15 protein-coding genes are annotated in these 12863 nt (G+C 53.1%); 4 read left to right on the top strand and 11 right to left on the bottom strand.

What is annotated here, in order from left to right:
* Positions 1-140: 140 nt before the first annotated feature.
* Both pagP and cspE read left to right on the top strand, forming a co-directional pair.
* Positions 141-716: a lipid IV(A) palmitoyltransferase PagP gene (gene pagP / locus SK58_RS17805; protein WP_017382475.1), complete on the top strand. Its 576-nt coding sequence runs from the start codon at positions 141-143 to the stop codon at positions 714-716.
* A gap of 190 nt (positions 717-906) precedes the next feature.
* The gene (gene cspE, locus SK58_RS17800) at positions 907-1116 is read left to right on the top strand and encodes a transcription antiterminator/RNA stability regulator CspE (protein ID WP_002439184.1); all 210 of its coding nucleotides are present in this window, start codon (positions 907-909) and stop codon (positions 1114-1116) included.
* A gap of 219 nt (positions 1117-1335) precedes the next feature.
* On the opposite strand, the gene crcB is transcribed toward cspE, so the two are convergent.
* Positions 1336-1719, bottom strand: a complete 384-nt coding sequence (crcB, locus tag SK58_RS17795) for a fluoride efflux transporter CrcB (RefSeq protein WP_017382474.1) — start codon at positions 1717-1719, stop codon at positions 1336-1338.
* A 67-nt stretch (positions 1720-1786) separates the two neighbouring features.
* Between crcB and SK58_RS17790 the strand changes: the two genes are divergently transcribed.
* Positions 1787-2575 (top strand): deaminated glutathione amidase, encoded by a 789-nt coding sequence (locus tag SK58_RS17790; protein ID WP_045907127.1) that lies wholly within the window; start codon positions 1787-1789, stop codon positions 2573-2575.
* Positions 2576-2700: 125 nt separating this feature from the next.
* The gene (tatE, locus tag SK58_RS17785) at positions 2701-2904 is read left to right on the top strand and encodes a twin-arginine translocase subunit TatE (protein ID WP_003858723.1); all 204 of its coding nucleotides are present in this window, start codon (positions 2701-2703) and stop codon (positions 2902-2904) included.
* A gap of 80 nt (positions 2905-2984) precedes the next feature.
* On the opposite strand, the gene lipA is transcribed toward tatE, so the two are convergent.
* From lipA to rsfS, 10 genes are all read right to left on the bottom strand, one after another.
* Positions 2985-3950 carry a lipoyl synthase gene (gene lipA / locus SK58_RS17780; protein ID WP_006809637.1) on the bottom strand — a complete coding sequence of 322 codons (966 nt, stop codon included), beginning with the start codon at positions 3948-3950 and terminating at the stop codon, positions 2985-2987.
* A 207-nt stretch (positions 3951-4157) separates the two neighbouring features.
* Positions 4158-5111, bottom strand: a complete 954-nt coding sequence (locus SK58_RS17775; RefSeq protein ID WP_032647690.1) for a YbeF family transcriptional regulator — start codon at positions 5109-5111, stop codon at positions 4158-4160.
* Between the two features lie 291 nt (positions 5112-5402).
* Entirely contained in the window at positions 5403-6044 is a 642-nt protein-coding gene (gene lipB / locus SK58_RS17770; protein ID WP_048220274.1) for a lipoyl(octanoyl) transferase LipB, read from the bottom strand.
* Between the two features lie 94 nt (positions 6045-6138).
* A complete protein-coding gene (gene ybeD, locus SK58_RS17765) occupies positions 6139-6402 on the bottom strand; it encodes a DUF493 family protein YbeD (protein ID WP_003858718.1) in 264 nt (87 codons plus the stop codon).
* 107 nt (positions 6403-6509) lie between these two features.
* Complete coding sequence (gene dacA / locus SK58_RS17760; protein ID WP_003858714.1) at positions 6510-7721, bottom strand: D-alanyl-D-alanine carboxypeptidase DacA; 1212 nt, start codon at positions 7719-7721, stop codon at positions 6510-6512.
* Between the two features lie 139 nt (positions 7722-7860).
* Positions 7861-8967 carry an endolytic peptidoglycan transglycosylase RlpA gene (rlpA, locus tag SK58_RS17755; RefSeq protein WP_017382470.1) on the bottom strand — a complete coding sequence of 369 codons (1107 nt, stop codon included), beginning with the start codon at positions 8965-8967 and terminating at the stop codon, positions 7861-7863.
* Between the two features lie 16 nt (positions 8968-8983).
* A complete protein-coding gene (gene mrdB / locus SK58_RS17750) occupies positions 8984-10096 on the bottom strand; it encodes a peptidoglycan glycosyltransferase MrdB (RefSeq protein ID WP_015571139.1) in 1113 nt (370 codons plus the stop codon).
* Between the two features lie 2 nt (positions 10097-10098).
* Positions 10099-12000: a peptidoglycan DD-transpeptidase MrdA gene (gene mrdA, locus SK58_RS17745; protein WP_015571138.1), complete on the bottom strand. Its 1902-nt coding sequence runs from the start codon at positions 11998-12000 to the stop codon at positions 10099-10101.
* A gap of 28 nt (positions 12001-12028) precedes the next feature.
* The gene (rlmH, locus tag SK58_RS17740) at positions 12029-12496 is read right to left on the bottom strand and encodes a 23S rRNA (pseudouridine(1915)-N(3))-methyltransferase RlmH (protein ID WP_003858701.1); all 468 of its coding nucleotides are present in this window, start codon (positions 12494-12496) and stop codon (positions 12029-12031) included.
* 3 nt (positions 12497-12499) lie between these two features.
* Positions 12500-12817 (bottom strand): ribosome silencing factor, encoded by a 318-nt coding sequence (gene rsfS / locus SK58_RS17735; protein ID WP_003858696.1) that lies wholly within the window; start codon positions 12815-12817, stop codon positions 12500-12502.
* Positions 12818-12863 lie beyond the last annotated feature (46 nt).

The raw sequence follows: 12863 nt of genomic DNA, 5'->3' as shown, positions 1-12863 counted from the left end.
ATTCAGGCATGCAGTTTATGTATCCTCAGATTATTCCCAGGAACGGGATGGTAATTAGGAATAACACCCATGCTGTTAAGCGTTCATTCAAGTATTCTGTGTTAAGGTCTGCACCGAATACTAAATATGGTAATGGCATTGTGATTGTACGAATTAAATTCCCCCTGATTTTGTTGTTTATTATTGGGCAGTTATCGTTTGCGTCTGCGGTTAATGCAGACAGCAATACAGCGGATAAAGGCTGGTTCACCACCTTCACGGATAACGTTGCGCAAACATGGAATGAACCTGAGCATTACGATCTCTATATTCCGGCCATTACGTGGCATGCACGTTTTGCCTACGATAAAGAAAAAACTGACCGTTATAACGAGCGTCCGTGGGGGGCCGGCTTCGGTCAGTCTCGCTGGGATGAAAAAGGTAACTGGCATGGCCTGTACCTGATGGCGTTTAAGGACTCCTACAATAAATGGGAGCCTATTGGTGGCTACGGCTGGGAAAAAACCTGGCGTCCGTTATCAGACGACAACTTCCGTCTGGGGCTGGGCTATACGGCAGGGTTCACGGCGCGTGATAACTGGAAATACATTCCTGTTCCGGTACTGCTGCCGCTTGCCTCCATCGGCTATGGTCCGGCAACGTTTCAGATGACCTACATACCGGGTACCTATAACAACGGTAACGTTTACTTTGCCTGGATGCGGTTTCAGTTTTAACTGAATTTTTCTGCTAAATCGGCCAAAAAACGCACAGACATTGAAATGTAAAGGATAAAAATCGAACAGCGAAAATTAACGCGACTTTTGTCACTTTTTATCAAAGATCCGCTGGACAAAACGCCTCACAATTGTTGTACTGATACCCGACACAGCATTTGTGTCGTTTTTTAATGTAAAGGTAATTTTGATGTCTAAGATTAAAGGTAACGTTAAGTGGTTTAATGAGTCCAAAGGATTCGGTTTCATTACTCCTGAAGATGGCAGCAAAGACGTGTTCGTACACTTCTCTGCAATCCAGTCTAATGGTTTCAAAACTCTGGCTGAAGGTCAGCGCGTAGAGTTCGAAATCACTAACGGTGCCAAAGGCCCTTCTGCTGCTAACGTAATTGCTCTGTAATTCAGACGCGTCAGCAAGAATTTCAAAACCCGCTCAATGAGCGGGTTTTTTTCGTTCTGAATCAACCAATAAGATAGATCTTCAGGAAGCTGGCCACAATCGCGACGCTTAGCAATACCATACCCACGCCTGACAGAGTTTCTTTCATGCTATCACCCTCGTTCAATATTGAGCCAAGAGTGACAGAGAAAAATTAAGCCAACATTAAGGTTGCCGCGCTTAATGTCCGCTGGCGGAGGAAAATAACCAGAATGCGATCGCAGTCATCGCAAACGAGCCAAGCATGTTAACGGCAATGTTGGTCAGCGCCCAGCCCATCCGGCCTTCCTGAAACAGAAAGACCACCTCCGCAGAGAAGGTAGAAAACGTTGTTAAACCGCCGCAGAAACCAGTTGTAATCAGAACCTTCCACATAGGGTCGATGTTGGTCATGCGATTAAACCAGGCCAGCCCCATCCCAATAATAAACGCCCCGATCAGATTTGCCGCCAGTGTCCCCATCGGAATGGCCTGATGCAGGGGGTTAAACCGCATGCTTAAGAGCCACCGCGCAACGCTACCCGTGCCTCCACCAATAAAAACGGCTATAAGTAGTTGTAACACTGTCAATACCTGCTATTTGCTGTGTAAGTGCATCGAGTGTAACGCTGTTTTTAACCGGGGGACAATTATGTATGTTGCAGTAGGGCAGTTCGCGGTGACGCGGGACTGGAATGAAAACGCGGAAAAATGCGTCTCCCTGATGCATCAGGCGAAGCAAAAGGGGGCATCGTTGCTGGTACTTCCCGAGGCGTTACTGGCCCGTGATGATGGCGATCCAGACCTGTCGGTAAAGTCTGCGCAAACGCTGGAAGGGGCGTTTCTGAAACGACTGCTGGCCGAAAGCGTTGGCAACACGCTCACCACCATCTTGACGGTCCATGTTCCGTCCTCGCCGGGGCGCGCGGTAAACACGCTGGTGGCGATACGTGAGGGTGCCATCGTCGCGAGCTACGCCAAACTTCATCTGTATGATGCGTTCAGCGTTCAGGAGTCGCGCCTGGTCGATCCGGGGAGTGTAATTCCGCCGCTGATTGAGGTCGAGGGTTTTAAGATTGGCCTGATGACCTGCTACGATATCCGTTTTCCCGAGCTGGCGCTGAACCTGGCATTGCAGGGGGCCGAGGTGCTGGTTCTGCCTGCCGCGTGGGTCAAAGGACCGCTTAAGGAGCATCACTGGGCGACGCTGCTGGCAGCACGTGCGCTGGATACCACCTGTTACGTGGTAGCCGCGGGTGAATGTGGTAACAAAAATATCGGGCAGAGCAGGGTTGTCGATCCGCTGGGGGTGACGGTTGCGGCAGCAGCGGAGACGCCTGCGTTATTGCTGACGGAGATAATTTTCGCCCGAATAGCGCTTGCGCGTCAGCAATTACCTGTTCTGCGCAACCGCAGGTTTGCGCCACCGCAATTAATGTGATGTTTTTTTCAACAATGCTTGATTCACCTTGTTACAGATTGCTATTGTGTGCACGCGCCAAATGACCGTTAATACGTTCAGGTTTTTTGGCGGAATGCAGCCTGTTTCATGTAAAGAAGGTATTTATGGGTGAGATTAGTATTACCAAACTGCTGGTGGTTGCCGCACTGGTCGTCCTGCTGTTCGGTACCAAGAAGTTACGCACGCTGGGTGGAGACCTGGGTGCTGCCATTAAGGGCTTTAAGAAAGCAATGAACGATGACGACGCGGCAGCAAAGAAAAGCGCCGAAGATGACATCACTGCACAGAAGCTTTCACACAAAGAGTAATGGCAATGCTGCAAGGCTTGCATAAAAAAACCGGCTCACGAGGCCGGTTTTTTGTTTTACTGTAAATAAATTTTACAGCTTTATTTCACTTCTTCGCCCTTCGCCTGCATATCGGCGTGATAAGAGGAGCGAACAAACGGACCGCACGCGGCATGGGTAAAGCCCATCGCCATCGCTTCGGCTTTCATTTCATCGAACTCATCCGGGCTCACGTAACGCTGTACAGGCAGGTGGTGACGGCTTGGCTGGAGGTACTGGCCCAGCGTCAGCATGGTGACGCCGTGGCGGCGCAGATCGCGCATCACTTCAATGATCTCAGCGTTGGTTTCACCCAGGCCGACCATCAGGCCGGACTTGGTTGGAATATGCGGATGGGCTTCTTTAAAGCGCTCCAGCAGCTTCAGCGACCAGTTGTAGTCTGCACCGGGACGTACCTGTCGGTAGATACGCGGTACGTTCTCCAGGTTGTGGTTGAACACATCTGGTGGCGTCGCGGTCAGGATATCGAGCGCGCGATCCATACGGCCACGGAAGTCTGGCACCAGCGTCTCAATCTTAATGTTCGGGCTTTTTTCGCGGATGGCGGTAATACAGTCAGCAAAATGCTGAGCACCGCCATCGCGCAGATCGTCACGGTCAACGGAGGTGATAACAACATAACGCAGCGCCATATCGGCAATCGTCTGCGCCAGTTTTTGCGGTTCGTTTGCGTCAGGCGCAACAGGACGGCCATGGGCAACGTCACAGAACGGACAGCGGCGGGTGCAGATGGCACCCAGAATCATAAATGTCGCGGTACCGTGATTGAAACATTCAGCAAGGTTAGGGCAGGAGGCCTCTTCACAGACAGAGTGAAGGCCATTTTTGCGCATCGCCGCTTTGATCCCCTGGATACGCGAAGAGTCGGCCGGAAGTTTGATTTTCATCCATTCCGGTTTTCTTAACAGCGCCTCGCGCTCTGTAGCCACGTTTTTAACCGGGATAAGGGCCATTTTATCGGCATCGCGGTATTTAACACCGCGTTCCATCACAATGGGTTTACTCATAGCGTGCGTGTTCCAGTTGCGAATATCGAAGGAAAGCGTTTCAATTCAAGGGAATGTTGTAATTATCAACTATTTTTGAACGAACGACAGGCAGTATATCATTTAAAGGGGCGATAAAGCAGCCTGCCAGGTCGCCAATTTGTAAAATAGTTGTTGTTTTGTGCCTTTTGCCCCGCTTGCGGCAGGGGCTTGTGCTGAAAGGCGGGATCAGAACGCCTGGCGGATCACGTTAATGACGTTTTCCAGCACCGGATCGCGCAGGCTTAGCTTGTTGTAATGCAGTGAGATTTCAACAGATTCCGTCGTAAGTTGACTCAATGGAATGCTCTCCAGCGGCCAGCATTTTTGAAGCAGAGTGAAGAGACGCACAGGCATAATACAGAGCAAATCGCTGCTGCCAATCAGGGCCGCAAGGGTAAACATATTGTAACTGCTGAAGCTGATCAGACGGTCCGGGAACAGTTCGTCAATACGCTGGCGCAGCGGATCCGGACCCTGCCCCTCGGACATAAAGGTTGCATGTTCGTAATGACGCAAATTTTCAGGCGTCAAAGCTGCGCCCAAAGCAGGATGACTCTGACGACACACGAGCGCCAGAGAGTCGGTATAGAGAACGTTATGCCCTAATGCCCTGGCCGCGAAGCTGTTGCTGTCGATGATCAGGTCCGTCTGGAATTGTGCCAGCTGAGTTTCCGGATCGTTAACGGGCACGTTGCGGATCAGCAGCTGTGGCGCATGCTGTTTAACAGCCTGGTAAATAGCGGGCATGACCAGAACGCCCACAGAGGGAGAGGTGCCTATGGTGATGGTTCGTTGCTTATCGTAACTGCCGGTGAGATCCAGCGCGCCCAGAATCGATTCCAGACCCTGGCTGATGTACTCATGCAGATGGGTGGCGTACGCGGTGGGGGTTACGCCCTGGCCTTTACGAATAAATAAGGGATCGGGAAATATCGCGCGCAATTTTTGAATTGACTGGCTAATAGCGGAGGGCGTGAGATTAAGAATTTTCGCAGCATTAACGATACCTTTGTGGACATATACCGCCTCAAAAATAGTCAATAAATTGAGATCAATATTACGTAAAGTCCGGAAAATTTGCGGCTTATCTTCGCCGCTGGTTTCATTCAGGCGTTTGGCTGGTAAATTAGTAGGCTCCACGCTCTTACTCCGTATCCATTCACAATATGAATGATAGTTGAATTTATTTATTATGCTTGCAGAGATTCGTAAAGTGTTTCGCAAGTTTCCCTTGTTTATCGAAAACAAGCAGTTGGGTGATTATCACGCACGTTACACGATACCCGGTGATGGTACTATTAAGGTTCTAATTAATATGGGACGCTAATATATGGGCGACTCGAAAATATAGAATATGCGGTTTATTGTAAAGCGTAAATGCGGCAATTAAGCAGTGGCTGGTCAAATAACCGAACCACTGCCGGAAGTGTGTTAAGCAGCAATATGTTCGTAGTCAGGATTGTTAAGCAGCGCTAAAAACTTCTTCAGAAGCACGGGGCGGATATTCTCAGGGGTGGCGGTATCGACCCACTGGCGCATTTGCGTCATTTCCATACCGGCATACCCGCATGGGTTGATGCGCTGGAAAGGGGTCAGATCCATATTGATATTCAGCGCCAGCCCGTGGAACGAGCAGCCTTTACGGATACGCAGCCCCAGCGAACAGATCTTCATCTCTCCCACGTAGACGCCCGGGGCATCGGCGCGAGGGTGAGCATCGATACCGTACTCAGCGAGCGTGTTCACCACGGTTTGTTCCAGTAAGGTCACGAGCTCACGCACGCCCAGCTTTCTGCGTTTCAGGTTAAGCAGGACATACATTACCTGCTGGCCCGGGCCGTGGTAGGTTACCTGTCCACCGCGATCGCTCTGGATCACCGGGATATCACCCGTCATCAATAAATGTTCGGCTTTTCCTGCCTGGCCTTGAGTAAACACCGGCAAGTGTTCAACCAGCCAGATTTCATCAGGGGTGGTGTCATCGCGCATATCGGTAAATTCATGCATAGCCTGAGAGACTGGCTCGTAAGGCTGTAGCCCAAGATGGCGGACAAGAATTTTATCCTGGTACAAAAGGACGTCTCCGAAGACAAGGGAGAATAGGTAACGGGGAGTATATCACAGCGGGGAAGTGGGTTACCCGGCAAACCGGGTAACCGCAGGGGGACTACAGCACCATACGAACAATTTCGATATTGCCGAGCTCTTCGTACAGCGTCTCAACCTGCTCAATGTGTGTCGCAGTGATGGTGATTGAGACCGAGTGGTAGTTACCTTTGCTGCTCGGTTTGACTGATGGAGAGTAGTCACCCGGCGCATGGCGCTGTACCACTTCAACCACCTGATCAACCAGCTCAGGTTTCGCCAGACCCATTACTTTGTAAGTAAAAGGGGTAGGGAATTCAAGCAGTTCGTTAAGTTTGGTTTTCATGTCAGCTCCGGCGTGTGTATAAAAAATAATAACTCCCGCCACGGGGCGGGAGTTTTACTGATACGTAGTATATGGGGATCAAAATCACACTTTCAAGTGTTCAATTTTTAACCAAACCAGTGATGGAACATCAGCTTAATGTAATCAATGATTTTGCCGAAGAAATTGCCTTCAGGAATTTCCTCCAGCACCACCAGCGGGCGCTGATCGATGGTTTTGCCATCCAGCTGGAAGTTAATCGTACCCACGACCTGATTCTTTTGCAGCGGGGCGTGCAGCTCGGTGGTATTCAGCACGTAGCTGGCTTTCAGATCTTTCATACGACCGCGTGGGATCGTCAGATAGAGATCTTTGTCCACGCCCAGGGAAGCGCGATCGTTATCGCCAAACCAGACAGGTTCAGAGGCAAATTCTTTACCGGCTTTCAGCGGGTTCACGGTTTCGAAGAAGCGGAAGCCCCAGGTCAGCAGCTTTTTGCTTTCCGTTTCGCGGCCTTTAAACGTACGTCCCCCCATCACGGCAGAGATCAGACGCATCTGGCCTTCAGTGGCGGAGGCCACCAGGTTATAGCCGGCTTTATCGGTGTGGCCAGTTTTGATGCCGTCGACGTTCAGGCTGTTGTCCCACAGCAGGCCGTTACGGTTGGTCTGACGAATGCCGTTGAAGGTGAACTCTTTCTCTTTGTAGATAGAGTACTCGTTTGGCACATCGCGGATCAGCGCCTGACCGATCAGCGCCATGTCACGCGCGGAGCTGTACTGACCCTCGGCGTCCAGGCCGTGAACGGTCTGGAAGTGGCTGTTTTTCAGGCCCAGGGCGGAGACGTAGCTGTTCATCAGGCCCACAAATGCGTCCTGGCTGCCCGCTGCAAAATCGGCCATGGCCACGCAGGCGTCGTTACCGGACTGCAAGTTGATGCCACGGATAAGCTGAGAGACCGGAACCTGCATGCCTGGCTTCAGGAACATCAGCGATGAACCTTTGAACACCGGGTTGCCGGTTGCCCACGCATCATTACCGATGGTCACCAGGTCGGTTTCTTTGAATTTGCCTGCTTTCATGGCCTGGCCGATAACATAGCTGGTCATCATTTTGGTCAGGCTGGCCGGATCGCGGCGGGCATCGGCGTTCTGTTCTGCCAGAACTTTGCCGGAGTTGTAATCAATCAGGATGTAGGATTCCGCGTCGATCTGCGGAACGCCAGGGATCATGGTCTTGATGTTCAGGTCGTCCGCGTGAGCTGCGGAGAACGCAGCAGCGCAAAGGGCCGTGGTCAGCGCCATGCGCTGCACAAAACGAGCAGAAAAAGTGGTCTTCATGGTCAGAACTACGACATCCGTGATGGAATTAAAAAAAGTGCCTTACTATAGCAAATGCTATACGGGCAGGCATCCGACTTTCATCATGAGAGTGTTAACGTGCTTTACACAAACTGACATTTCGGATACCACCGAATAATTATTTTGCAACAGCGATAAACGACTGGAGCTGCGCCTCGCTCTGCAAACGCTGTTGCAGGGACGCTGCCTGCGATTTGCTGGCAAACGGACCCATCTGGATACGCCATACCGCACCGTTTTGCTCAACGCGGCCTGGCACGCCAAACTGCTTGCTTAAACGCTGCTGATATTGCTCTGCACGGGTCCGATCGCTGACGGCGCCAACCTGAACCACGTAGCTGCCGCTCGCCGTCGCAGGCGCCGCAGTCTGCGTAGCAGCAGGCGCGGCCACCGGGGCGGGTTGTGTAGCGGGTGCAGCAGCGACGGGCGCAGGCGCTGGGGCAGGTTCATTTGATTCAATCACGCCCGGCGCTAACGTGGTGGGTGCGCCAAGGAAACCACTGCTTTTCACCGGGGCGCCGGTCGCGTCTTCACTTTGCAGCGTATCGTTGCTGATAGCACGCACTTCACCCTGCGGCTGTGCGGGCTCTGCCGGCGTTGAAGCGCCCCCCATACCACCGCTCAGATCCGGGCGAGCGGGCAGGGCATAGGTCTGTTTCGCGACCGTGGTACAGGCCGTGCCCGGGCCAGACAGTGAACCATCCTGCGCCACGATAATCGGGTCGATACGCACTTTAGTATTGTTTGAGGTGTTCAGACGGTCGGCCGCCGCGCGGGACAGGGAGATCACGCGATCGGTGCCGTAAGGACCGCGATCGTTGATACGCACCACGATCATTCGGCCATTCGCCAGGTTAGTGATGCGTGCATAGCTCGGGACAGGCAACGTCGGGTGTGCCGCCGTGATCTGCATCGGATCAAAGGTTTCACCCGACGCGGTCAGATTGCTGCCGGGCTCAGCATCATAGATGGCAGCAAAGCCAGCCTGGCTGAAACGGGAAGGATCCTGAACGATTTTATAGCTTTTACCGTCGCGCTGATAATCCTGATTCACGCTGGCGTTCAGCGGTTCATAAACGGGATCGGCACCGCTAATCTCAACAATCGGGCCATTACAGACCGCAGGCTGCGGCGGCGCGACGGTTGCCTGTTGCTGACCATCATCACTTGTACAGGCGGCAAGTAAACTTGCTGCGATGCAGATCCCCAGCCACTGCTTACGCATTGCGATCCCCTTATTTTTATACGCTTTTGGACAACATTTTCCTGTGGGTATGGATCGACATGACGATACCAAACCCGGCCATCAACACGATCAGTGCCGAGCCCCCGTAACTCACCAGCGGCAGCGGTACGCCAACAACCGGCAGAATACCACTCACCATACCAATATTTACGAAGACATAAACGAACAAAATCAACATTAATCCGCCTGCCATCACGCGACCAAAGGTGGTTTGCGCGCGCGCGGCAATCCACAAACCTCGCATGATCAGCAGCACGTAGAGTGCAAGCAGCACCAGGATGCCAACCAGCCCTAACTCCTCAGCCAGAACGGCAAAGATAAAGTCGGTGTGGCGTTCCGGTAAAAATTCGAGCTGCGACTGCGTACCGTGCAGCCAGCCTTTACCACGCAGGCCTCCGGAGCCAATCGCAATCTTCGACTGAATAATATGATAGCCTGCGCCCAGCGGATCGGTCTCGGGATCGAGCAGCATCATAACGCGCTGACGCTGGTAATCATGCATCAGGAAGAACCAGAGGATGGGGATAAACGCGGCAACCAGCACCACGGCGATACCAATCAGACGCCAGCTCAGGCCGGACAGGAACAGGACGAACAGGCCGGAGAGGGCGATAAGAATTGAAGTACCGAGGTCCGGCTGTGCGGCCACGAGCAGCGTCGGCAGGAAAATCAGCACCAGCGCAATGGCGGTATTTTTCAACGACGGCGGGCAGACGTCGCGGTTAATAAAGCGCGCCACCATCAGCGGGACGGCGATTTTGGCGATTTCCGACGGCTGGAAGCGGACAATCCCCAGATCCAGCCAGCGTTGCGCCCCCTTCGAGATGGCACCGAAAGCATCTACTGCCACCAACAAAATGATACAGAAAATATAGAGATAGGGCGCCCAGCCCTCGTACACGCGCGGCGGTATTTGCGCCATCACCACCATAATGACCAGACCCATGGCGATCTGGCCGATTTTACGCTCCATCATGCCGATATCCTGGCCGCTGGCGCTCCAGATAACGAGGGCGCTATAGACCAGCAGAGCCAGCAGGATCAGCAGCATGGCTGGGTCGATGTGGATCTTGTCCCACAGCGATTTTTTATTCGGATTATCCGTCATGATTATTGGTCCTCCGCCGCAGCGGCTGCCGGGTTTTCAGCTGGCAGTTCGGTGTTGTTGTCACCCAGCATGATGTGGTCGAGGATTTGACGCATGATGGTACCCACCGCCGGGCCTGCGCCGCCGTTCTCAAGAATCATCGCCACCGCAACCTGCGGGTTATCATAAGGGGCAAACGCCGTCATGAGCTTGTGGTCACGCAGACGTTCGGCAATTTTATGTGCGTTATAAGTTTCATTCGCTTTCAGACCGAAGACCTGAGCCGTACCTGATTTCGCGGCTACCTTATACGGTGCGCCGGCGAAATATTTGTGCGCCGTCCCGTTAGGACGGTTGGCTACACCGTACATGCCGTCTTTCGCGATTTCCCAGTAGCCGGAATGAATGTCACCCACCGGCGGCTCGTGCGGCTGTATCCACGGCACTTTTTTGCCGTCTTCAACGGTGCTTTGCAGCAGGTGCGGCACTTTCACAACGCCATCGTTAATGAGGATCATCATCGCCTTGTTCATTTGCAGCGGCGTTGCCGTCCAGTAGCCCTGGCCGATCCCTACCGGAATGGTGTCACCCTGATACCAGGGTTTTTTAAAGCGCTTCAGCTTCCATTCGCGGGTTGGCATGTTGCCGGAACGCTCTTCAGCCAAATCTATACCGGTGTAATGCCCGTAGCCGAATTTGCTCATCCATTCAGACAGACGGTCAATACCCATGTCGTAGGCGACCTGATAGAAGAAGGTATCCGCCGACTCCTCCAGTGATTTGGTCACGTTCAGATGGCCGTGGCCCCATTTTTTCCAGTCGCGGTAGCGTTTCTCAGAGCCAGGTAACTGCCACCAGCCGGGGTCAAACAGACTGGTATTGCGGGTGATGACGCCCGCGCTTAGCGCAGACACGGCGACATACGGTTTAACCGTTGAAGCTGGAGGATAAACCCCCTGCGTCGCGCGATTCACCAGCGGCGTGTTTGGATCGTTGAGCAGGCCGGAGTAATCCTTGCTGGAGATGCCATCCACGAACAGGTTCGGATCGTAGCTTGGCATCGAAACCATCGCCAGAATGCCGCCGGTACGCGGGTCGGTCACAATAACCGCAGCACGGCTACCCGCCAGCAGCGTCTCGATATACTGCTGTAGCTTCAGGTCGAGCGTCAGATAGACGTCATGCCCCGCCTGCGGGGGAACCTCTTTCAGCTGACGGATCACGCGGCCACGGTTGTTAACTTCAACCTCTTCATACCCGGTCTGACCGTGCAGCACGTCTTCGTAATAACGTTCGATCCCCAGCTTGCCAATATCATGGGTTGCGGCGTAGTTAGCCAGCTTGCCGTCTTTATCAAGGCGTTCGACGTCTTTATCGTTGATTTTGGAGACGTAACCAATGACGTGCGTCAGCGCGGAGCCGTAAGGATAGTAGCGGCGTTTATAGCCTTTGACTTCCACACCGGGGAAACGGTACTGGTTAACGGCAAAACGGGCGACCTGCACTTCCGTCAGGTTGGTTTTTACCGGAATGGAGGTGAAGCGGTGAGAACGTGCGCGCTCTTTTTTGAACGCAGCGATATCGTCATCAGTCAGGTCGACAACGCTTCTCAGCGCGTTCAGGGTATCCTGCACGTTATCCACTTTCTCGGGCATCATCTCTATCTGGTAGATGGTGCGATTAAGCGCCAGCGGCGTGCCGTTACGATCGTAGATAATGCCGCGGCTGGGCGCGATGGGCACCAGCTTGATACGGTTTTCGTTTGAGCGGGTCTGGTAATCGGTATAGCGGACAATTTGCAGATTATAGAGGTTGGCGATCAGCACGCCGGTAAGCAGCAAAATCCCCGTAAAGGCGACCAGCGCCCGGCGCACAAACAGCGCGGACTCAGCCGTATAGTCGCGAAAAGAATTCTGTAGTTTCATCCGCTGCTTAAATTACCCTGGTCAGTCATTACTCGCGGTGATAAGGGTGGTTGGTAGTGATGCTCCATGCGCGATACAAACTTTCTGCCACGAGAACCCGTACAAGCGGGTGGGGCAGCGTCAGCGCCGAGAGTGACCAACTTTGTTCTGCTGCTGCTTTGCAGGCGGGAGATAACCCCTCTGGTCCGCCAATCAACAGACTGACGTCCCGACCATCCTGCTTCCAGCGCTCCAGTTCGTGCGCCAGCTGCGGCGTATCCCAGGGTTTGCCCGGAATATCGAGGGTCACGATGCGGTTTTTGCCTGCGGCAGCCAGCATCAGCTCTCCCTCTTTATCGAGAATACGTTTGATATCTGCGTTCTTGCCGCGCTTTCCTGCTGGGATCTCCACCAGTTCGAACGGCATATCTTTTGGGAAACGACGCAGATACTCAGTAAAACCGGTTTGTACCCAGTCCGGCATTTTGGTGCCGACGGCGACCAGTTGCAACTTCACGCATTAACCCCAGAGTTTTTCCAGCTCATACAGGCGACGGCTCTCTTCCTGCATGACGTGGACAATCACATCGCCGAGATCGACAACCACCCAGTCAGCGGTCGCTTCACCTTCAACGCCCAGCGGAAGCAGCCCTGCCGCGCGCGATTCCTGAACAACATGGTCAGCAATCGAAACAACGTGACGAGTTGAGGTCCCGGTGCAGATGATCATGCAGTCGGTGATGCTGGATTTACCCTTAACGTCGATAGCGATGATGTCCTGACCTTTCAGGTCATCAATTTTGTCGATAACAAAATCCTGGAGTGCTTTACCCTGCAAGTTTTCCCCCTGGGTGTATGAGATTGTACAACTATGAATTCGTGGT

Source organism: Enterobacter sp. BIDMC93 (assembly GCF_001037805.1).
GTDB lineage: Bacteria > Pseudomonadota > Gammaproteobacteria > Enterobacterales > Enterobacteriaceae > Enterobacter > Enterobacter hormaechei_C.
This window is presented reverse-complemented; position numbering and strand designations above follow the sequence as displayed.

What these genes read in the sequence shown, in the direction of transcription:
- cspE (WP_002439184.1), top strand. Translation starts at nt 907, where the DNA reads ATGTCTAAGATTAAAGGTAACGTTAAGTGGTTTAATGAGTCCAAAGGA.
- SK58_RS17790 (WP_045907127.1), top strand. Translation starts at nt 1,787, where the DNA reads ATGTATGTTGCAGTAGGGCAGTTCGCGGTGACGCGGGACTGGAATGAA.
- tatE (WP_003858723.1), top strand. Translation starts at nt 2,701, where the DNA reads ATGGGTGAGATTAGTATTACCAAACTGCTGGTGGTTGCCGCACTGGTC.
- lipA (WP_006809637.1), bottom strand. Translation starts at nt 3,950, where the DNA reads ATGAGTAAACCCATTGTGATGGAACGCGGTGTTAAATACCGCGATGCC.
- ybeD (WP_003858718.1), bottom strand. Translation starts at nt 6,402, where the DNA reads ATGAAAACCAAACTTAACGAACTGCTTGAATTCCCTACCCCTTTTACT.
- dacA (WP_003858714.1), bottom strand. Translation starts at nt 7,721, where the DNA reads ATGAAGACCACTTTTTCTGCTCGTTTTGTGCAGCGCATGGCGCTGACC.
- rlpA (WP_017382470.1), bottom strand. Translation starts at nt 8,967, where the DNA reads ATGCGTAAGCAGTGGCTGGGGATCTGCATCGCAGCAAGTTTACTTGCC.
- mrdB (WP_015571139.1), bottom strand. Translation starts at nt 10,096, where the DNA reads ATGACGGATAATCCGAATAAAAAATCGCTGTGGGACAAGATCCACATC.
- mrdA (WP_015571138.1), bottom strand. Translation starts at nt 12,000, where the DNA reads ATGAAACTACAGAATTCTTTTCGCGACTATACGGCTGAGTCCGCGCTG.